Here is a 20,412-nt window from a genome sequence, read left to right as displayed (position 1 = left end):
CGGCCGGCGTGCGGCGGTCAGCGTTCCCACAGCTTGAAGGCCCGTACGCGGTACGGCGAGCCCGGCACCCAGGTGCCCTTGCCCGGATAGGTCTCGAACTCCCCCGTCTCGTCGCACTCGACGGACTGATAGGTGGTCACATTCCGCCCGGTGCGGTTGGCCAGTGACTGGGCCGTCGTGCCCGGAGCGAGCGGCACGCAGCTCCCGATCTCCGTACCGGACAGCTCGCGTGTCTGCCGCGCGCCCTGGAAGTCCGCCTTCGCCCAGAAACACAACTCGCCCGTGGCGCACGCGCCAAGACGCGGCGGCGGAGCCGCCTCGGCGACGGTCGGCGGTGTGGTGAGCAGAGCGGTGAGCACGACTGCGAACAGAGTGCTGAGCATGAGCGTGATCTTGCGCATATCGATCGGTCCCCGTGTGTGACGAAATCGGTCGACGCCACTCTGACCTGCGGCGCTCGGCCCCGGAAAGGGTCCACGGCACTCTCCACCCGGATAGGCGACAGCCCTGCCGGAACCTTCCGGCAGGGCTGTCGCGGGTGCTGAGTTGACGCGATGTCACCAGCGGGCTGACGTCAGATGTGCACTCCTGCGCCCGCCGCGTCCGCGTTGTCTCCACGCTTCGTCAGCAGCGCGACGAAGATCGCCACGGTGGCGACACCGGCCGCGACCAGACAGGCCAGACCCATGCCGGACATGAACGTGTCATGGGCGACGCCCGTGATCTTCTCGGCCACCTCGGCCGGCGTGCCGGGCGCCACCGGAGGCACACCGACCTGGACCGCCTCGGCCGCCGCCTCCGCCTGCGCGGGGGTGAGCGGCGGCAGACCGGCGCCGGTCCAGTTGCCCGGCAGGTCGTTGGAGACCTTCGAGGCCATGACGGCGCCGAGCACCGCCGTACCGAGGCTGCCGCCGATCTGCATGGCGGACTGCTGGAGCCCGCCGGCCACGCCGGACAGCTCCATCGGCGCGTTGCCCACGATGACCTCGGTCGCGCCCACCATCACCGGCGCCAGACCGAGGCCGAGCAGCGCGAACCAGATCGACATGGTGACACTGCCGGTGCCGGTCTCCAGCGTGGACATACCGAACATGGCCGCCGCCGTCAGCGCCATACCTCCGGCCAGCGGGACACGCGGGCCGACCTTGGTGATCAGCACACCCGCCAGCGGCGAGCCGACGATCATCATGCCGGTGAGCGGCAGCAGATGCAGACCGCTGTCGACGGCGCTCATGCCGTGCACGTTCTGGAGATAGAAGGTGACGAAGAAGAGGCCGCCGAGGAAGGCCACGGCCATCAGCACCATCAGCACCACACCGGCGGAGAGCGGTACGGACTTGAAGAGCCCCAGCGGTACGAGCGGCTCCTTGACCTTGGTCTCCCAGAAGGCGAAGAGGACGAAGCAGGCCACCGAGACACCGATGAAGAGCCAGGTCGTACCGGAACCCCAGCCCCAGACGGGCGCCTTGATGATCGCCCAGACCAGACAGAACATCGCGGAGGAGAGCAGCAGGATGCCGAGGACGTCGAAGGACTTCGGGGCGTTCTCCGCCCGGTGGTCCCGGAGGATCACGGCGCCGACCACCAGGGCGATCACGCCCACCGGCACATTGATGAAGAAGACCGACTGCCAGCTCACGTGCTCGACCAGCACACCGCCGAGGATCGGACCGCCCGCGGTGGAGGCACCGATGACCATGCCCCAGATACCGATGGCCATGTTGAGCTTCTCGGCGGGGAAGGTGGCGCGCAGCAGGCCGAGGGCGGCCGGCATCAGCAGTGCGCCGAAGAGGCCCTGGAGCACACGGAAGACGATGACCAGGCCGATGCTGTGGGACAGGCCGATGGCGCCCGAGGCCGCGGCGAATCCGGTGACACCGATGAGGAAGGTCTGCCGGTGGCCGAAGCGGTCACCGAGCTTGCCCGCGGTGATCAGCGCCACGGCGAGGGCGAGGAAGTAGCCGTTGGTGATCCACTGCACATCGGCGAAAGTGGCGCCGAGGTCCTTCTGGATGGCAGGGTTCGCGATCGCGACAATGGTGCCGTCGAGCGCCACCATCATGACGCCGATGGCCACGGAGAAGAGGGTCAGCCAGGGATGGCCGCGCAGTCCCTTGGTTGGCGCGGGCGCCGGGTGTTCCGGGCTCTGTGGCGCCTTGTCGACGGTGGTCTGACTAGTCATACCGGGTACGCTAATGTCAGCCGCTGACAGTTGACAAACCATTTCACAAGTTGGTAACTGTCACGTAGCTCACAGTTCGACTGAGCGGTCGATTTGCGACTGATCAGGTCGGATGAAGATGGAAAGCGGTGGAATGAGGACCCTTCGGTGACCCTCGGGCCGGACACAGCCGCCGGGCAGGACCGGATGTCAGCGGCTGAACAGCCGAGCGGACTGCGCGCCCGCAAGAAGCAGCGCACACGCGATGCCCTGCTGCGCGAGGCACTGGAACGGTTCACCGCCCAGGGCTACGAGCAGACCACCATCGACGAGATCACGGACGCCGTCGAGGTCTCGCAGCGCACCTTCTTCCGCTACTACGCGAGCAAAGAGGACGTCGCCTTCGCCGTCGTGGAGATGGTGGAGAACAAGTTCATCGAGGCCCTGCGCGTACGGCCCGCCGCGGAAGGGCCGATGGAGGCGATGCGCAACGCCGTCACCTCCGCCTGGACCTCCGTCGGCGAGACGATCCAGTCGGTGATACCGGTCGAGCTGTACATGCGGACCTACCGGATGATCGAGTCGACGCCGGCCCTGCTCGCCGTCCATCTGCGCCGCTCCGCCGGTCTTGAGGAAGGGCTCTCCCAACTGCTCGCCGACCGTGAGGGCCTGGACGTGGACGCCGATCCCCGGCCACGGGTGGCCGTCGCCGCGTTCACCGGGGTGATGCGGGTGACCGGCCAGCTCTGGGGCAAGGGCCAGGACACCAGCCTGGAGACACTGCGCGACCTGTCCGAGAGGTATCTCGACCATCTCGGTCCCGCGCTCGCCGAGGACTGGCGAAGTGCCGGAGCGCGTGGCGCGCCGACGGCCCGCCCGGTCCGCCGTACACGCGGCTGATCCCTCGTTCTCCGTACACGCACGGCCTTGCCCCCAGGGCACGCGCGGACACCCGCGGCGGATCGTTCCCGCCGCACCGGTTCTCCGTACACCCGTCTGGCCCGCCGTACACCCGGAACGCGCCGGAGCGTGCGCGCCGCCTGAACGGCCGGTGAGGTTACCTTCGGTTCAATCCTCCCCCGCCCGTGATCCGTACGACCCGTGTCGCGAGGACTCCCGCGACCGTCCTAGTCTGGTTGAACAGTGACCTCTTTAGACTCCTCTCCCCCTCTGAACGTCTGGCGCGCCCTGCTCGCTCTCGCCGTCGTGTTCGTGATGCTGTCGACCACCGGCTGGACCGCCGTCCAGCGTCAGCACGGCCCCGGCGAGCCGCTCGAAGCCGCGCTCGACGCCTGGGAACGAGGCCGGACAGGCGTTCGGCAGCTGCCGGATCCCGCTTCGCCGCCGAAGCGGCTCGCCGCGTTCTTCGGCTCCCTCACCGAGGAGGAACGGGAGCGGCTCGCCACCACCTATCCGCTGGTCGTCGGCAATCTCAACGGCGCGCCCGTCGGGCTGCGCTACCGCGCCAACCGGCTCGCCCTGATGCGGGCGCGCGTGGTGGAGGAGCGCCGTATGCACGACACCAGGCTGTCCGACGACGGCCGTCGTCAGGCGGGCCGCCGTATGCACCGCTACGAGTCGATGCTCGGCGGGGACCGGCAGATCCTCGCGTTCGATCCGTCGGGAAGGGGCCGGGCCGCGGAGGTGTTCGGCGATCTCGAACGGGCCGAGCGCGTCTCGGTCGTCGTGCCGGGAGTCGACACGCACATGCTGACGTTCGAGCGGACCGAGCGCTGGTACACGGCGCCGGTGGGCATGGCCGAATCCCTGTACTCCGCCGAGCGGTCCGCCGATCCCGGTACGCGTACGGCCGTCATCGCCTGGGCCGACTACACCTCGCCCGCCGGGCTCGGCATGGACGCGGCGATCGGCAAACTCGCGGAGGAGGGCGCCGTACGGCTCACCGCGCTCACCCGCGCGCTGCCGGGCACGTCCCGGGTCTCGCTCTTCTGCCACAGCTACGGCTCGGTGGTGTGCGGGGTCGCGGCGCGCGGGCTGCCCGCCCGGGTCATCGACGTGGCGGTCGCGGGCAGTCCCGGGATGCGGGTGCGGAACGCGGCCCAGCTCCGCACCGACGCCCGTGTGTGGGCCATGCGGGACCGCGACGACTGGATCGAGGACGTGCCGTACATGGCGGTCGGCGGACTCGGCCACGGCGCGGACCCGATGGCGCGGGCCTTCGGGGCCCGGGTGCTCTCCGCGGCCGGCGCGGCCGGGCACAGCGGTTACTTCGAACCGGGTACCGAGAGCCTCGACAACTTCGCGGACATCGGCGTCGGTTCGTACACCGCGGTGAGCTGCGCGGACGGCGACGGCGGCTGTGTGAGCGGAATCCCGGACGACGGCGGGAGCGGAACGGACCAGGCCTGATGCACGCGGCGGGCACCCGGGCGGGGTGCGCGTCGCGCGTCGGCCGGGCATGGCCTCCGCACGGAACGGGGAACACCCGGGGAGGACCCACGCGCGTAGAATTCGTGCGCTGGGGCAGGCGACTCATCGGCGCACGCCGCCTACGATGAAGCACATGGGTGATGTGCTCGCGGGGATCCATGCCACCTGGGAGTTCGAAAGCGACTCCGTGCTCATCCGCTTCGAACGGGGGATCAGAACGCCGAAGCTGTTCCAGGCGCTCGGTGAACGCCGAATCCCTCATGAGGCGTTGTCATCGGTGACGCTCACTCCCGGAAAGCGCGGGACGGTGGTGCTGCGCGCCGTGCCGAGAGCCGGGGCCGATCCGCTCGTGGAGGCGGCGGCCGGACAGCTCAGGGAGAGCGGCGATCCCTACCGGCTGGTGCTGCCCGCCGAGCGCGACACCCTCGCGGAGTACTACGCCGACGAGCTGCGGGCCGCGGTGGCGCGCGGCGCCCGGGACGCGCACGAGCCCGCCGAGCGCTATCTGGTGGCCACGCCCCCGCCTCCGCTGCACTTCAAGGCGTTCGACGGCAAGGCCTTCTTCGACGGGGACCGGGTGTCCTTCCGCTGGTTCTCGACGGGCGCCTCCACCACCAAGTGGAAGGCGGGCGACCAGAATCTGCCGGTCGGGGAGCTGCACGGCGTCGAATGGCGCTCTCCCGAGCTGCTGGACGGCTATCTGCGGCTGCTGCGCCGCGACGGGAGCGGTACGGGTACGGGACTGCCGCAGCCGGCCCGGGCCGACCACGATCCGGCGGCGGTCGTCTTCGGCCTCGGCTACGGCCCGGTGCACGAGTCGCTCCCGTTCGCGGCGGCGGTCCTGGCGGCCGTCCAGGACGCGTCACCGAGCCGTGCCTCGGTGACGGTCCCCGCGGTGGCGTCGATACGCCGCGACCCGGCGGATGTCGCCGACCGCATCCGCCATCTCGGCGAGCTGCACCAGGCGGGCCTGGTGACGGACGAGGAGTTCTCGGCGAAGAAGGCCGAGCTGCTCGCGGAGCTGTGAGGCCGGGGCCCCTGCCCCGGAGCGGACCCCGGGCACAGGGCACAGGTCACCCGGAAGCGCCGACCGGATCCTGCCGCCGGTGGATCGCCTTACGGTGGGCGCCTTGCGGTGGGCGACAGGCGCGGGGGTTACTCGCGGCCCGCCGAGGTGAACGTCAGGTCGGCGTACCGGCCGCCGGCCACCTGGCCCGCGATCGGCTCCAGCAGCTGGAGCTCGCTCTCGGTGAGGATGAGCCGCGTGGCGGCGGTGTTCTCCTCGACGCGGGTGCGCCTGCGGGTGCCCGGGATCGGTACGACGGACAGCCCGTGCAGCGCCGACCGCTGCTGCACCCAGGCGAGCGCGACCTGCCCGAGCGTGGCGTTCCGCCCTTCGGCGATCTTGCGCACCGGTTCCAGCAGCGCGGCGTTCACGGCGGCGTTCCCGCCGGTGAAGCGGGGCTGCTGGCGGCGGAAGTCGTCCTCGCCCAGCTCCTGGTCGGCGTTGACGAACGCGCCGGTCAGAAAGCCACGGCCGAGCGGGGAGTACGGCACGAGCGCCACGCCGAGCTCGACGGCGGCCGGTACGACCTTCGCCTCGATGTCCCGGCTGAAGAGCGACCACTCGGACTGCACGGCCGCGATCGGGTGCACCGCCTGGGCCGCGCGCAGCTCACCGCTGGTGACCTCGCTGAGCCCGAGGTGCTTGACCTTGCCCTCGTCCACCAGCTCGGCCATCACTCCCACCGTCTCCTCGATGGGGATGTTCACATCGCGCCGGTGCATGTAGTAGAGGTCGATCACGTCCACGCCGAGGCGTTCGAGGCTGCCCTCGACGCACTGGCGGATGTACGGCACGTCGTTGCGGATGACGCGCTTGGTGCGGTCGTCCGGGTCGATGGCGAGGCCGAACTTCGTCGCCACGACGATCTCGTCGCGGTGCGCCCGGACGAACGGCGCGATGAATCTCTCGTTCTCGCCGGCCCCGTAGGCGTCCGCCGTGTCGTACAGGGTCACACCCAGTTCGAGGGCGCGCTCCAGGGTGGCGCGCGCCTCGTCCAGGTCCGTCGGTCCGTAGGCGAAGCTCATACCCATGCAGCCGAGCCCCTGGGCACCGACCTCCGGGCCGCCGGCACCGAGCCGTACCTTTTCGATTCTGGTCTCGCTCATCGGGTTTCAGGCCCTCTCCGACGCCTTGCGGGCGTCCGCGTAAAAGCTGATCTTGTGATCGAGCACGGCGACCGTGTCCTGGAGTTCCGCGATCCGGTTCAGTACATCGCGCCGGGTCCGCGCCAGTAGTTCCTGCCGCTCCTCGAACGTCTCCTCGCCCACCCGGATCAGCTCGGCGTACCGGACCATGTCCGCGACGGGCATCCCGGTCAGTCTCAGCTTCCCGACGAAGGCGAGCCAGTCGAGATCCTGGTTGCTGAACCGCCGCTGTCCGGTGTGCGACCGGTCGACATGCGGCATCAGCCCGATCCGCTCGTACCAGCGCAAGGTGTGCGCGGTCAGACCGGTGAAGGCGGCGACCTCGCTGATCGTGTAGCGGTCCTCACCATGGGGACGTGGATGCAGGCGGGGTGCCGCCACACACGCGTCCAGGCGATCGGTCGATACCGGACTGCTCTGTGTCAGCGTCATACCACCCACGCTAGATCCTTCGAGTGCACTCGAAGCAAGCGAAAAATGAGCGGGAGTTTCCCGGCGCCGACACGGCCGCCGGTGGCGGCGCCGGCCGAGGCGCCGCGTAACCGCCGATCCCTCCATGAGGCCGGTTCTCCGAGTCCTCTACGCTCTAGCCATGCAGAGCCTGGCGCTGATCGAGAACTGGCCGGTGACGACCGCGGCGACCGCCGTCGTACGGGCGGACGGCACCGTCGTCGGGGCGTACGGCCCGACCTCGCACCGTTTCCCGCTCGCCTCCGTGACCAAGCCGCTCGCCGCGTACGCGGTGCTGGTGGCGTACGAGGAGGGTGCCGTCGAGCTGGACGAGCCGGCCGGGCCCGAGGGCTCCACGGTCCGCCATCTGCTCGCGCACACCAGCGGTCTGGCCTTCGACCAGCACCGCGCGGCCGGCGCCCCGGGCACGCGCCGGCTCTACTCCAACGCGGGCTTCGAGGTCCTCGGCGAGCATGTCGCCAAGGCCACCGACATACCCTTCGCCGACTATCTGCGCGAGGCGGTCCTGGAACCGCTCGGTATGACCTCCACCTCCTTCGAGGGCTCACCCGCCAGGGACGCCGTCTCCACGGTCGACGATCTGGTGCGGTTCGCCGCGGAGATCCAGACGCCGAGGCTCCTCGACCCGCGCACGGTGCTGGAGGCGATGACCGTCGTCCACCCGGGGCTCTCCGGTGTGCTGCCCGGCTACGGCCATCAGAAGAACAACGACTGGGGTCTCGGCTTCGAGATCCGGGACGCCAAGTCCCCGCACTGGACGGGCGCCTCGTCGTCGCCGCGTACGTTCGGGCACTTCGGCCAGTCCGGTACGTTCCTGTGGGTCGACCCGGACGCGGGCGCGGCCTGTGTCGCGCTCACCGACCGCCCCTTCGGGCCCTGGGCGGTCGCGGCCTGGCCGCCCTTCACCGACGCGATACTCACCGAGCTCCGTACGGCCTGAGCGCGGGGCCGCCGAGCGGCCTGCCACCGCGCCGCTCAGCCCGGCATCTCCCAGAGCAGCACCTCCGCCGCGGGTCCCGCGGCCAGCTCCAGTCCCTCGGCGTCCGTGACCCGCGCGGAGTCGCCGGGCGCCAGCTCCGCGCCCGCCCTGTCGCCGCGACCACCACCGCTGCCGCCGGCGCCCAGCCGTACGCCCCCGCGCACCACATGGACATAGACGAAGCGGGCGTCCGGCACGGCGGAGCGCTCGCCGTCCTTGAGGCGCCGTACATGCAGCATCGCCCCGGCCTGCGGAAGGGCGTACGGCGTGGAGTCCGCGATGCCCCGGACGATCTCGTACGCGGGCTCGCCGCCCGGCTCCAGTGGCGCGAGCCACATCTGTACGAAGACCAGCGGGCCCTCGCCGTCGTTGCGCTCCACATGCCGTACGCCGCCGCCCGAGCTGAGCCGCTGCACGTCGCCCGCGCGGACGACCGTGTCGTGCCCGGCCGAGTCCCGGTGCGTGAGCTCGCCCTCCACGACCCAGGTGACGATCTCCGTATGGCTGTGCGGATGTTCACCGAACCCGGCGCCCGGTGCGAGCCGCTCCTCGTTGCAGGCGAGGACCGCGCCGAAGCGGAGGTTGTCCGGATCGTAGAAGCGCCCGAACGAGAAGGCGTGCAGGGACTCGATGCCCGCGCCCGGGTCACCGCCGACATGACGCTGCGCTGCGTGCCTCACGAGAATCACGGCTCAACGGTAGGCGGTCCCCCGTGGATTCGGACCGGTCCGGGAGCGGTCCCGGACGGGTCCGGGGCAGCTCCGTGACCGGTCCGGGTGCCGTCCCTCCGCCGGCCGGCCGGGGCCGGTCGCCGGGACACCCTCCGACCCCGGGCCCCCGGACCACCGCCCTGATGAGGCACTCTTGTCCCGTGCCTGAACCCTCGAACGAACCCCATCCGCATCCCGCGACACTGCGCAGGCTGGAGCAGTCCTCGGGACGGCTCGCCGCGAACGCCATCGCCCGCATGGACGAGACGCTCCCGTGGTACCGCGCGATGCCGCCGGAGAACCGTTCCTGGATCGGGCTGGTCGCCCAGGCCGGCATCGCCGCGTTCACCGAGTGGTTCCGTCATCCGGAGACACCTCAGGCCATCTCCACCGATGTCTTCGGCACCGCTCCCCGCGAGCTCACCCGGGCGATCACTTTGCGCCAGACCGTCGAGATGGTGCGGACCACGATCGAGGTCATGGAGACGGCGATCGAGGAGGTCGCGGCCCCCGGCGACGAGTCCGCGCTGCGCGAGGCGCTGCTCGTCTACGCCCGCGAGATCGCCTTCGCCACCGCCCAGGTGTACGCGCAGGCCGCCGAGGCGCGTGGCGCGTGGGACGCCCGGCTGGAGTCGCTGGTGGTGAACGCCGTACTCTCCGGCGAGGCCGACGAGGGCGCCGTCTCCCGGGCCGCCGCCCTCGGCTGGAACTCCCCCGAGCATGTCTGTGTGCTGCTCGGCACCGCTCCCGACGGCGACAGCGAGCTGACCGTCGAGGCGATCAGACGGGCCGCCCGGCACGCCAAGCTCCAGGTGCTCACCGGGGTCCTGGGCGACCGGCTCGTGGTGATCGCGGGCGGCAGCGACAATCCGCTCCAGGTCGCCAAGGCGCTGATCGGCCCGTATGCCGCGGGCCCGGTCGTCGCGGGCCCCGTGGTGCCCGATCTGCTGGCCGCGACCAGATCGGCCCAGGCCGCGGCGGCCGGGCTCAAGGCGTGCTTCGCCTGGCAGGACGCGCCGCGTCCGGTCCTCGCCGACGATCTTCTGCCCGAGCGTGCCATCGCCTCGGATCCCGCCGCGCGAGAGCAGTTGGTGGAGGAGATCTACAGACCGCTCGAAGAAGCCGGGTCGGCGCTGCTGGAGACTCTGAGTGTCTATCTGGAGCAGGCGAGCAGTCTTGAGGGCGCCGCCCGGATGCTCTTCGTACATCCCAACACCGTGCGCTACCGGCTCCGACGTGTGACTGACGTCACCGGATGGTCACCGTCCGATGTCAGATCCGCCTTCACGCTGCGGATCGCACTCATCCTGGGGCGTCTGGCCGACGGTGACCCCCAGACCTAGACTTTTGTCGTACTCCAACAATTCCCCTGACGGTTCTTCGTCCTTGTCCTCACGGGCGATATGGCCCGTCCACAAGAGAGAGTGTGAGAGTGCTCGTACTCGTCGCTCCCGGCCAAGGCGCTCAGACGCCCGGCTTCCTGACTCCCTGGCTCGAACTGCCCGGTGCCGAAGACCGGCTGCGGGCGTGGTCGGCCGCCATCGACCTGGATCTGGTCCACTACGGCACGAACGCCGACGCGGACGAGATCCGCGACACCGCGGTCGCCCAGCCGCTGCTGGTCGCGGCCTCGTTGCTGTCGGCCCGTCAGCTCTTCCCGGACACCGCGGACATGGCGCGCCAGGTGGGCGCCACGGCCGGTCACAGTGTCGGTGAACTGGCCGCCACGGCGCTCGCCGGTGTGCTCTCCGACGAAGCGGCCCTGGAGCTCGTCCGGGCCCGTGGTCTGGCGATGGCCGAGGCCGCCGGGATCACCGCGACCGGCATGTCGGCGCTCCTCGGAGGCGATCACGACACCACCGTCGCCCATCTGCGGAAGCTCGGCCTGACGCCCGCGAATGTGAACGGCGCGGGCCAGATCGTGGCCGCGGGAACGCTCGACCAACTCGCCGCGCTGGAGGCCGACAAGCCCGAGGGCGTGCGCCGGGTGGTGGCGCTCAAGGTCGCCGGGGCGTTCCACACGCACCACATGGCGCCCGCGGTCGACAAGCTCGAAGTGGCCACCGGATCACTCGTCGTCGCCGATCCGGCCGTGCCGTACGTCTCGAACCGCGACGGGCGGGTCGTCGCCGGCGGAGCCGAAATCGTGACGCGCCTGGTCGGTCAGGTCGCCAATCCGGTCCGCTGGGACCTGTGCATGGAGACTTTCCAGGAGCGCGGTGCGACCGCTCTCATCGAGCTGTGCCCCGGCGGCACCCTGACGGGTCTCGCCAAGCGGGCCCTGCCCGGAGTCAAGACCCTCGCGCTGAAGACCCCCGACGACCTCGACGCGGCCCGCACGCTGATCGCCGAGCACTCCTCCACGGCTGAATAGGAGCCAGTGAGCATGTCGAAGATCAAGCCCACCAAGGGCGCCCCGTACGCGCGCATCATGGGCGTGGGAGGTTACCGCCCGACCCGGATCGTGCCCAACGAGGTGATCCTCGAGACGATCGACTCGTCCGACGAGTGGATCCGCTCCCGCTCCGGAATCGCCACCCGCCACTGGGCCTCGCCCGAGGAGACGGTCGCCGCGATGTCCATCGAGGCGTCCGGCAAGGCGATCGCCGACGCCGGGATCACTCCCGAGCAGATCGACGCCGTGGTGGTCTCGACCGTCTCGCACTTCAAGCAGACCCCGGCCGTCGCGACCGAGATCGCGGACCGGATCGGCGCGGGCAAGCCGGCCGCTTTCGACATCTCCGCCGGATGCGCGGGCTTCGGCTACGGGCTGACGCTCGCCAAGAGCCTGGTCGTCGAGGGCTCGGCCCATCATGTCCTGGTGATCGGTGTGGAGCGGCTCTCCGACCTGACCGATCTGGAGGACCGCGCGACGGCGTTCCTGTTCGGCGACGGCGCGGGCGCCGTCGTGGTCGGTCCCGCCAAGGAGCCGATGATCGGGCCGACGATCTGGGGCTCGGAGGGCGACAAGTCCGACACCATCAAGCAGACCGTGCCGTGGGACGATTACCGCAACGGCACGGTGGAGAAGTTCCCGGCCATCACGCAGGAGGGCCAGGCCGTCTTCCGCTGGGCCGTCTTCGAGATGGCGAAGGTCGCCCAGCAGGCGCTGGACGCGGCCGGAATCAGCTCGGAAGACCTGGATGTCTTCATTCCGCACCAGGCCAATATGCGGATCATCGACTCGATGGTGAAGACTCTGAAGCTGCCGGACAGCGTCACGGTCGCGCGTGACGTCGAGACCACCGGCAACACCTCGGCCGCCTCGATCCCGCTCGCGATGGAGCGGCTCCTGGCGACCGGGCAGGCGAAGAGCGGCGACACCGCGCTCGTCATTGGCTTCGGGGCGGGTCTCGTCTATGCCGCGACGGTCGTTACCCTCCCCTAGGCACACCGGATCTTTCCGGAGCGTGTTCCGATATATCCCTCTGCGTACAATCGAAGGAGCGCCCACATGGCCGCCACCCTGGAAGAGATCGTCGACGGTCTCGCCGAGATCGTGAACGAGATCGCCGGTATCCCGGTCGAGGACGTCCAGTTGGACAAGTCCTTCACCGACGACCTGGACGTCGACTCGCTGTCCATGGTCGAGGTCGTCGTCGCCGCCGAAGAGCGCTTCGACGTCAAGATCCCGGACGACGACGTGAAGAACCTGAAGACGGTCGGCGACGCCGCCGACTACATCGCGAAGCACCAGGCCGCCTGACCCGCCTGACCGGATCGCGCGGCATCCGCCACCCGGTGGTGGCGCCGTAAAAATTCAGCACCCTCTACACGTGGAGAAAGAATTCCAGTGAGCTCGACCAATCGCACCGTGGTCGTCACCGGTATCGGCGCAACCACACCACTGGGTGGCGACAGCGCCTCGACCTGGGAAGGTCTGCTCGCGGGCCGCTCCGGGGTCCGCCCTCTCGAAGGCGAGCGCTATGTCGGCCTGCCGGTCCGTATCGCCGCCGTGGCGGCGGTCGACCCGGGCGATGTACTGCCCCGTCCACTGGCCCGCAGGCTGGACCGCTCGGCGCAGTTCGCGCTGATCGCGGCCAGGGAGGCGTGGGCGGACGCGGGTTACACCGCCAAGGCCGGCGAGGACACCGCCGTCGACCCCGACCGCCTCGGCACCGTGATCGCCTCCGGCATCGGTGGCGTCACCACCCTGCTCGACCAGTACGACGTGCTGAAGGAACGCGGCGAGCGCCGTGTCTCCCCGCACACCGTGCCGATGCTGATGCCGAACAGCCCTTCCGCCAACGTCAGTCTGGAAGTGGGCGCCCGCGCGGGCGTGCACACACCGGTCTCCGCCTGCGCGTCGGGCGCGGAAGCCATCGGCTACGCCGTGGAGATGATCCGTACCGGCCGTGCCGATGTCGTCGTCGCCGGTGGTACGGAGGCGGCCATCCACCCGCTGCCCATCGCCGCGTTCGCCAACATGATGGCGATGTCGAAGAACAACGACGAGCCCACCAAGGCCTCCCGCCCCTACGACACGGCCCGTGACGGCTTCGTCCTCGGCGAGGGCGCGGGCGTCGTCGTCCTGGAGTCGGCGGAGCACGCGGCGGCGCGCGGCGCGCGGGCCTACTGCGAGGTGCTCGGTCAGGGGCTGTCCTCCGACGCCCATCACATCGCCCAGCCCGAGCCCACCGGCCGCGGCATCGCGAAGGCCATGGAGAACCTGCTGGACAACACGGATCTCAAGCCGTCCGAGGTGATGCACCTCAACGCGCACGCGACCTCCACGCCGCAGGGCGATGTCGCCGAGGTCAAGGCGCTGCGCCGGGTCCTGGGCGACGACCTGGACCATGTCGCCGTCTCCGCCACGAAGTCGATGACCGGTCATCTGTTGGGCGGCGCGGGCGGTATCGAGACCGTCGCGACGGTTCTCGCGCTGTACCACCGGGTGGCGCCGCCGACGATCAATGTGGACGACCTCGACACGGAGGTGGACGCGGACATCGTGCGCGACACCCCCCGCGCTCTCCCGACCGGCACGATCGCGGCGATCAACAACTCGTTCGGCTTCGGCGGCCACAACGTGGTGCTCGCGCTCCGTACGGTCTGAACACGCTGATCACGGGCGCGTGCGAGTACGCACGCGCCCGTGATGCCGCTCGTGCCGGACGGCGCCGGTCAGGCGTCGAAGCTGGCGAAGTATGTCGCTGTCATGTCCTCGTCGCCGTGGCCCTGTGTCTCCGCGCGGCGGAAGCGTTCCGCGCCGGCCTCGGCGAGGTCCATGCGTACGCCGTGGGCCTCGCCCGCCTCGACGATCAGCCGGGCGTCCTTGCCCGCCGTGGTGACCGTGAAGTTCGGGCTGTAGTCGCCCTTGAGGATCGAGTCGGACTTGGCTTGCAGATAGCCGCAGTCCAGCGGACCGCCGGAGACGGCCTCCAGGAAGTACCGCGGGTCCACGTCCAGCCCCTTGGCCAGCGCGAGCGCCTCGGCCGTACCGGCGGTGAGCGCCAGGACCCAGCTGTTGCAGACGAGCTTGAGCCGGCTGGCGGCGCCGGTGGCGCCGTCCTCCGCCAGCCAGACCGTACGGCTGCCGACGGCGTCGAGCACGGAGGCGAGCGGAGCGCGGACCTTCTCGGGGCCGGCGGCCAGGATCAGCAGCCGGCCGCTCTCGGCGGGTGTCCTGGTCCCCAGCACGGGCGCGTCCACGAAGACCAGTCCCCGCTGACGGGCCAGCTCCGCCATCGGGGCGATCGCCTCGGTACCGACGGTGGTGGACTGGAGCCAGATGGCTCCGGGGCTCAGACCCGGCCCCGCGGCCTCCATGGCCTCCAGGGCGGCGGGTCCGTCGTACACCATGGTGAGCACGACATCCGCGCCGGTCACGGCCTCGGCGGGGGTCGTGGCGACCCGCGCGCCGTCGGCGGCGAGGGGTTCGGCCTTGGCGGGAGTGCGGTTCCAGACGCGGACGTCATGTCCGGTGCGGCAGAGGTTACGGGCCATCGCGGCACCCATGATGCCCGTACCGATGACAGCTACTGCGAGTTGATCAGCCATGGGACCACCGTAGGGCGTGGCGGACCCGTCCGCTCATACCACCTGGTGCAACCAGCGGACCGGAGCGCCCTCACCCGCGTACCGGAACGGCTCCAGCTCGTCGTCCCACGGCTTGCCGAGCAGCTTGGCGACCTCCGCCTCCAGCTGGGTCTCGCCCTGCTGGGCGCGTGCCAGCGCGGCGCGCAGCCGGTCCTCGGGGACCAGGATGTCGCCGTGCATACCGGTGACGGCGTGGAAGATTCCCAGGTCAGGTGTGGCGCTGTAGCGCTCGCCCTCGGCGGTGGGACAGGGCTCCGCGGTCACCTCGAAGCGGAGCATCTGCCAGCCGCGCAGCGCGGAGGCGAGCTTGGACGCGAGGCCGGCCCGGCCCTTCCAGGAGACCTCCGCTCTCCAGGTGCCGGGCGAGGCGGGCTGGCGGATCCAGTCGAGCTGGACCCGCAGACCGAGTACGCCCGCCACCGCCCATTCGACGTGGGGGCACATCGCGCGCGGTGCGGAGTGAATGTACAGAACTCCACGTGTCGTCACCGGGACCTCCAGTGTGGGACGAGGTTCGCCTTTCCCAGCGGCCTCAGTAAACAGCATCGGGAGTGAAACTCCGCAAAAGGGACAGCATGTGACGTGATGTAATTTACCGGAGCCGAGAGATCAGGGCGCCTCTGGTTCGACGTGGGAAAAGCTACCGTGCGGCAGGGTGCCCGGGGTGACGTACGGTCGGTCCCGGGCCCGATATGCGCGAAGCTTTCACTCGGCAGGACGCCGCCGGATGCCCGAGGACGCCAGACTTCTTCAGAGGAGCCAACGGGGAGGGGCCGTTCATGCGCAAGAGCCTACGGAGTGGCGGTCGTGGGCGCGGGGGCCCGCGGGCCGCGCGCCCGCGCGCCGGTCTGGCCGCCGTCACGGCCGCCGTGCTCGCCGCGGCCGGGATGCTGGCCGGCTGCGACTCCCTGGGCGCCTCCTCCCCCGACGGAGCCTCGAAGAGCGCCCGTCCGTCCCCGCGGCCCACGCCCGTCTGGGACCGCAAGCCCGCCTCCGTGGCCGCGGTCGGTGACTCGATCACCCGTGGCTTCGACGCCTGTGTGGTGCTGGCGGACTGCCCGGAGGTGTCCTGGTCGACGGGGACGGACATGGAGGTGCGCAGTCTCTCGCTGCGGCTCCTGGGCGCGCCCGCGGTGAAGCAGCGGAGCTGGAACCACGCGGTGACCGGTGCCCGGATGGCCGATCTGCCCGGCCAGATGGCCATGGCGGCCCAGCACGGGCCCGAGCTGGTCACGGTGATGGTGGGGGCCAACGACGCCTGCCGGGACTCGCCCGGGCAGATGACTCCGGTGGAGGACTTCCGTACCTCGTTCGAGGCGTCGATGCGCCAGTTGCGCGCCGGGGCGCCCAAGGCGCAGGTGTATGTGTCGAGCGTGCCGGATCTCAAGCGGCTCTGGTCCACGGGCCGTGACAATCCGCTGGGCCGGCAGATCTGGAAGCTGGGGATCTGTGCCTCGATGCTCGGGGACTCGCAGGACATGAGCGAGCGGGCGCAGCAGCGCCGGGACCTGGTGTACGACCGGGTGGTGGCCTACAACAAGGTGCTCAAAGAGGTCTGCGCGAAGGATCTGCGCTGCCGGTACGACGGCGGCGCGGTCTTCGACTACCGGTTCACCGGGGAGCAGCTCAGCCACTGGGACTGGTTCCATCCCAGCAAGAACGGGCAGAGCCGGCTCGCGGAGATCGCGTACCGCAACATCACCTCGGCGGATCCGCCCGTGTAGGCCGGCCGGGCCATGGGACGGTCCGCCGGGCGAAGCACCGGGACGGTCCGTGGCCGCCTGCGGGAGTCCGTAGCCGCCCCGGGCCGGCCCGGCGTAGGGTGCTTGATCGTGACTGTCATGAACACGGAGCGCATCGGCGCGGCCCCCGAGGGTACGCCCGTTCACCGCTGGACCCTCGAACGGGCCGGGACCCGGCTGCGGCTGCTGACGTACGGCGGCGTCGTGCAGTCGGTCGAGATTCCCGACCGGAACGGGACCGTCGCCGATGTGGCACTCGGCTTCGCCGATGTCACGGGCTATCTGGGCTCGCGGGGCCCGTATTTCGGGGCGCTGGTCGGGCGGTACGCGAACCGCGTGGCGGGCGCGGCCTTCACACTGGACGGCCGGACCCACCGGCTCGTCCCCAATGACGGGCCGAACTGTCTGCACGGCGGTGAGCGCGGCTTCGACCGGCGGGTCTGGGAGGCCGAGCGGGCCGGGGACCACGGGGTGCGGCTGTTCCGGACCAGCCCGGACGGCGAGGAGGGGTTCCCGGGCCGGCTGGATGTCTCGGCGACGTACTCGCTGGACGCGGACGGGGCGCTGCGCATCGAGTACCACGCGGTGACGGACGCCCCGACACCGGTGAATCTGACCAATCACACGTACTGGAATCTGGGCGGCGCGGGCAGTGGCGGCACGGCCGGGCACGAACTGCGGATCGCGGCGAGCCGTATCACCGCGGTGGACTCCGCGGCCCTGCCGACCGGGGAGCTCGCGCCGGTCGAGGGGACGCGTTTCGACTTCCGCAAGCCGCGCCCGGTGGGCACCGGTTACGACCACAACTTCGTCCTCGACGGCGACGAACCGGCGGCGGAGCTGTACGACCCGGTCTCGGGCCGGGTGCTGACCGTCACCACGACGGAGCCCGGGCTCCAGCTCTACACCGGGGACCACTTCGACGGTGAGCCGTACCGTCCCGGTGACGGCGTGGCGCTGGAGACCCAGCACTTCCCGGACTCCCCGAACCGTCCCGAGTTCCCGGACACCGTGCTGCGGCCGGGTGAGGAGTTCCGCTCGACCACGGTCTACCGCTTCGGCGTCCGGTAGGGACAGGTCCGTTCCCGGGGCGGCGCGTTGCCGGGCCACGCGCCGCCCCGGGGCCGTCCTCGGGTCCTCACGCGCCGGGGCGGGCCTCCACGGTGGCGCCCAGCCTGCGGTCCGCGACCGAGCGGCCCGCCTGGACCTCGTACTCACCGGGGACGAACGACCAGGCTCCCGCCTCCTCGTCCCAGATCTCGAAGGCCCTGCGCCGCAGCGGGATCCGCACCTCCACGGTCTCCCCCGGGCCCGCCTCGACGGTGGCGAAGCCCGCCAGCCAGCGCGCCGGGCGCTCCACGGTGTCCGCCAGGGGCGCCAGATAGAGCTGGACGACCTCACGGCCGGCGCGGACACCGGTGTTGCGCAGCCGCACCCGGGCCTCGTCGGCGGTGGCCGCGATCGTCTCGTACTCCCAGTCGGTGTAGCCGAGGCCGTGGCCGAAGGCGTAGGCGGGAACCGTGCCCGCGCGCTCCCAGGCCCGGTAGCCGATGAACAGGCCCTCGGTGTAGCGCAGTTCACCGCCCTCGGGCGTGGTCGCCGAGACCGGTGCGTCGGCCAGGGCGACCGGCCAGGTGGTGGGCAGCCGGCCGCCGGGCTCCTCGGCGCCGAGCAGGACGTCGGCGAGGGCCGCGCCGCCCTCCTGGCCCGGGAACCAGCTCAGCAGGATCGCGGCCACGCGATCGCGCCAGGGCAGTTCCACCGGAGAGCCGGTGTTGACGACCACCACGGTGTTCGGGTTGACCGCCGCGACGGCCCGTACGAGATCGTCCTGACGGCCGGGCAGCCTCAGATCCTTCCGGTCGAAGCCCTCGGACTCGACGCGCTCGGTGGTGGCGACCACGACGACGGCGGTGTCCGCGCCGCGTGCGGCCTCGACCGCCTCGGCGATCAGCTCGTCGGGGTCGTGGCGCGGGCCGAGATGGAGCAGCGAGAAGGCGACGGCCTCGATCGGGGCGTCCGGGACCCTGTGGACGGTGTGGAGGAGGGAGACCTCGACGCGCTCGCCCTCGGTCAGCTCCGCGTGGGCGCGCTCCACCGGGCCGCCGAAGAACGCCTCGAACGGGTCGGAGGCCGGTTTCGGCTCCTCCGTACCGTCGAAGAGGATCTCGCCGCCGACGGTGAGCACGAAGCCGCCGAGACCGCGGGTGCCGAAGGAGTGCCTCCCGCTCTCGCGGGGGACGAAGGAACCGGTCAGCTCGACGGTGTGCAGCTCGTCGTGGGTGACACCGGCGGGCAGGTCGCTGCCCGCCCACTGCACCCGGCCGCCCGGCACGGTGGCGGTCCCGAGGATCCGCCCGTCCGCCGCGCGGCAGACGGCGGTCAGCTCGAACCCCCGGTCGGCGGCGGCGAGTTCATCACTGGGATCGGCGCCGATCGAGTAGGTCAGGGCGCCTTCGGGAAGGGCCGCGGTGAGACCGTCGAGCGGTGACACGACATGGTCCGGGAAGACCACGGCGGAACCGCCGCCGAGGATACGGGCGTCCCGGGCCGCCGCGCCGATGAGCGCGACGGTGCCGGTCGCGGCCGGATCGACGGGCAGCGCGGGCCGGCCGTCCCGTACCTCGTTGCGTACGAGGACGAACGAGCGGCGGGCGATCTCGCGGGCCAGCGCGTCGCCGTCGACCGGCGCCGGGTGTTCGGTGACGGCCGGCGGGGCGCCGTCGAGGATGCCGACGCGGGCGGCGAGCCGCAGCACGCGCCGTACGGCCTCGTCCACGGCGGGCTCCGCCACCTCACCGGCGTGCACGGCCGCGACGAGCGCCTCGCCGTAGACCGTCCTCGGTCCCGGCATCGCGACATCGAGACCGCCGCGGAGCGTGCCCGCGGTGGAGCGCGCGGCCAGCCAGTCGGAGACGATGAAGCCGTCGAAGCCCCATTCGCCGCGCAGGACCTCGTTCTGGAGATGGCGGTGCTCGGTCATGGCCGAGCCGTTGACCTGGTTGTAGGCGGCCATGATGCCCCACGGGCGGGCATGGGCCACGATGGCCTCGAACGGCGCGAGATACAGCTCGCGCAGCGGGCGCGGCGCCACGATGTTGTCGACGGTGAAGCGGTCGGTCTCGGCGTCATTGGCGACGAAGTGCTTGACGGTGGTGCCGACTCCGCCGTCCTGGACGCCCAGGACATATCCGGTGCCGATCTCTCCGGTCAGATACGGGTCCTCGCTGTACGCCTCGAAGTGGCGCCCGCCGAGCGGTGAGCGGTGCAGGTTGACGGTGGGCGCCAGCAGCACATGGACTCCCTTGCGGCGGGCCTCCTGCGCGAGCAGTCTGCCCGCCCCGCGGGCCAGCTCCGGGTCCCAGGAGGCGGCGAGCGCGGTGGGCGACGGCATGGCGACGGACGGATCGTCGGCGGTCCAGCGGACGCCGCGGACGCCGATGGGGCCGTCGGACATGACCAGGGAGGCAAGACCGATCTCGGGGAGCGCGGGCAGCGACCACATGTCCTGGCCCGCGAGCAGCCGGGCCTTGGCCGCCAGATCCAGTTTGCCGAGCGCCGCCTCGACAGCGGCGTTGCGGGCCTGCTCGGCCCGGGTGTTGGATGCGCCTGCCACGGCCGTACCTCCTCGTCGAGTACCGGTGAATGGTGACATGGTGGCCCCATTATCTGTAGTTGAGTAGATTACGTTATCCATTCGTTACTTTT

Annotated in this window: 19 protein-coding genes; 11 read left to right on the top strand and 8 right to left on the bottom strand. The window is 70.9% G+C overall.

Annotation, left to right across the window (positions count from 1 at the left end; all coding sequences use genetic code 11):
• Window positions 1-17: 17 nt before the first annotated feature.
• Together BFF77_RS05780 and BFF77_RS05775 are read right to left on the bottom strand one after the other, a co-directional pair.
• Window positions 18-383 carry a peptidase inhibitor family I36 protein gene (locus BFF77_RS05780; RefSeq protein ID WP_079124874.1) on the bottom strand — a complete coding sequence of 122 codons (366 nt, stop codon included), beginning with the start codon at window positions 381-383 and terminating at the stop codon, window positions 18-20.
• Window positions 384-574: 191 nt separating this feature from the next.
• Entirely contained in the window at window positions 575-2,182 is a 1,608-nt protein-coding gene (locus BFF77_RS05775) for an MFS transporter (protein ID WP_066944461.1), read from the bottom strand.
• Window positions 2,183-2,368: 186 nt separating this feature from the next.
• On the opposite strand from BFF77_RS05775, the gene BFF77_RS05770 reads away from it, so the two are divergent.
• The 3 genes from BFF77_RS05770 to BFF77_RS05760 all read left to right on the top strand — a co-directional run bounded on the left by BFF77_RS05770 (window position 2,369) and on the right by BFF77_RS05760 (window position 5,579).
• On the top strand, window positions 2,369-3,061 hold the full coding sequence (locus tag BFF77_RS05770) for a TetR/AcrR family transcriptional regulator (RefSeq protein ID WP_066944501.1): 693 nt from the start codon (window positions 2,369-2,371) through the stop codon (window positions 3,059-3,061).
• A 243-nt stretch (window positions 3,062-3,304) separates the two neighbouring features.
• Window positions 3,305-4,531 (top strand): alpha/beta hydrolase, encoded by a 1,227-nt coding sequence (locus BFF77_RS05765; RefSeq protein WP_066944459.1) that lies wholly within the window; start codon window positions 3,305-3,307, stop codon window positions 4,529-4,531.
• A gap of 154 nt (window positions 4,532-4,685) precedes the next feature.
• Window positions 4,686-5,579: a DUF4429 domain-containing protein gene (locus tag BFF77_RS05760; protein WP_211280164.1), complete on the top strand. Its 894-nt coding sequence runs from the start codon at window positions 4,686-4,688 to the stop codon at window positions 5,577-5,579.
• Window positions 5,580-5,707: 128 nt separating this feature from the next.
• Here BFF77_RS05760 and BFF77_RS05755 read toward each other — a convergent pair whose 3' ends face one another.
• Both BFF77_RS05755 and BFF77_RS05750 read right to left on the bottom strand, forming a co-directional pair.
• A complete protein-coding gene (locus BFF77_RS05755; protein ID WP_066944453.1) occupies window positions 5,708-6,724 on the bottom strand; it encodes an aldo/keto reductase in 1,017 nt (338 codons plus the stop codon).
• 6 nt (window positions 6,725-6,730) lie between these two features.
• The gene (locus BFF77_RS05750) at window positions 6,731-7,195 is read right to left on the bottom strand and encodes a MerR family transcriptional regulator (RefSeq protein ID WP_066944452.1); all 465 of its coding nucleotides are present in this window, start codon (window positions 7,193-7,195) and stop codon (window positions 6,731-6,733) included.
• Between the two features lie 160 nt (window positions 7,196-7,355).
• Between BFF77_RS05750 and BFF77_RS05745 the strand changes: the two genes are divergently transcribed.
• Window positions 7,356-8,174: a serine hydrolase domain-containing protein gene (locus tag BFF77_RS05745; protein WP_066944450.1), complete on the top strand. Its 819-nt coding sequence runs from the start codon at window positions 7,356-7,358 to the stop codon at window positions 8,172-8,174.
• A gap of 35 nt (window positions 8,175-8,209) precedes the next feature.
• On the opposite strand, the gene BFF77_RS05740 is transcribed toward BFF77_RS05745, so the two are convergent.
• Complete coding sequence (locus BFF77_RS05740) at window positions 8,210-8,899, bottom strand: pirin family protein (RefSeq protein ID WP_066944499.1); 690 nt, start codon at window positions 8,897-8,899, stop codon at window positions 8,210-8,212.
• A 167-nt stretch (window positions 8,900-9,066) separates the two neighbouring features.
• On the opposite strand from BFF77_RS05740, the gene BFF77_RS05735 reads away from it, so the two are divergent.
• The 5 genes from BFF77_RS05735 to fabF all read left to right on the top strand — a co-directional run bounded on the left by BFF77_RS05735 (window position 9,067) and on the right by fabF (window position 13,979).
• Window positions 9,067-10,266 (top strand): PucR family transcriptional regulator, encoded by a 1,200-nt coding sequence (locus BFF77_RS05735; RefSeq protein ID WP_066944448.1) that lies wholly within the window; start codon window positions 9,067-9,069, stop codon window positions 10,264-10,266.
• An 89-nt stretch (window positions 10,267-10,355) separates the two neighbouring features.
• The gene (locus tag BFF77_RS05730; protein WP_066944445.1) at window positions 10,356-11,297 is read left to right on the top strand and encodes an ACP S-malonyltransferase; all 942 of its coding nucleotides are present in this window, start codon (window positions 10,356-10,358) and stop codon (window positions 11,295-11,297) included.
• A 12-nt stretch (window positions 11,298-11,309) separates the two neighbouring features.
• Window positions 11,310-12,311, top strand: coding sequence for a ketoacyl-ACP synthase III (locus BFF77_RS05725; protein ID WP_066944443.1), 1,002 nt, complete (start codon window positions 11,310-11,312; stop codon window positions 12,309-12,311).
• A gap of 66 nt (window positions 12,312-12,377) precedes the next feature.
• Window positions 12,378-12,629: an acyl carrier protein gene (locus BFF77_RS05720; RefSeq protein ID WP_046502803.1), complete on the top strand. Its 252-nt coding sequence runs from the start codon at window positions 12,378-12,380 to the stop codon at window positions 12,627-12,629.
• An 87-nt stretch (window positions 12,630-12,716) separates the two neighbouring features.
• On the top strand, window positions 12,717-13,979 hold the full coding sequence (fabF, locus tag BFF77_RS05715) for a beta-ketoacyl-ACP synthase II (RefSeq protein WP_066944432.1): 1,263 nt from the start codon (window positions 12,717-12,719) through the stop codon (window positions 13,977-13,979).
• 68 nt (window positions 13,980-14,047) lie between these two features.
• Here fabF and BFF77_RS05710 read toward each other — a convergent pair whose 3' ends face one another.
• Together BFF77_RS05710 and BFF77_RS05705 are read right to left on the bottom strand one after the other, a co-directional pair.
• A complete protein-coding gene (locus BFF77_RS05710; protein ID WP_066944430.1) occupies window positions 14,048-14,923 on the bottom strand; it encodes an NAD(P)-dependent oxidoreductase in 876 nt (291 codons plus the stop codon).
• Window positions 14,924-14,956: 33 nt separating this feature from the next.
• Complete coding sequence (locus BFF77_RS05705; protein ID WP_066944428.1) at window positions 14,957-15,451, bottom strand: DUF3145 domain-containing protein; 495 nt, start codon at window positions 15,449-15,451, stop codon at window positions 14,957-14,959.
• 290 nt (window positions 15,452-15,741) lie between these two features.
• Between BFF77_RS05705 and BFF77_RS05700 the strand changes: the two genes are divergently transcribed.
• Both BFF77_RS05700 and BFF77_RS05695 read left to right on the top strand, forming a co-directional pair.
• Window positions 15,742-16,686: an SGNH/GDSL hydrolase family protein gene (locus BFF77_RS05700; RefSeq protein WP_079124871.1), complete on the top strand. Its 945-nt coding sequence runs from the start codon at window positions 15,742-15,744 to the stop codon at window positions 16,684-16,686.
• 117 nt (window positions 16,687-16,803) lie between these two features.
• Window positions 16,804-17,775: an aldose epimerase family protein gene (locus BFF77_RS05695; protein ID WP_066944426.1), complete on the top strand. Its 972-nt coding sequence runs from the start codon at window positions 16,804-16,806 to the stop codon at window positions 17,773-17,775.
• A gap of 67 nt (window positions 17,776-17,842) precedes the next feature.
• Here BFF77_RS05695 and BFF77_RS05690 read toward each other — a convergent pair whose 3' ends face one another.
• Window positions 17,843-20,320, bottom strand: coding sequence for a beta-glucosidase family protein (locus tag BFF77_RS05690; RefSeq protein WP_066944424.1), 2,478 nt, complete (start codon window positions 20,318-20,320; stop codon window positions 17,843-17,845).
• Between the last annotated feature and the right edge of the window lie 92 nt (window positions 20,321-20,412).

Source organism: Streptomyces lushanensis (assembly GCF_001700515.1).
Lineage (GTDB): Bacteria > Actinomycetota > Actinomycetes > Streptomycetales > Streptomycetaceae > Streptomyces > Streptomyces lushanensis.
The sequence above is the reverse complement of the archived record's forward strand: the minus strand, read 5'-3'. Positions and strand labels throughout refer to the sequence as shown.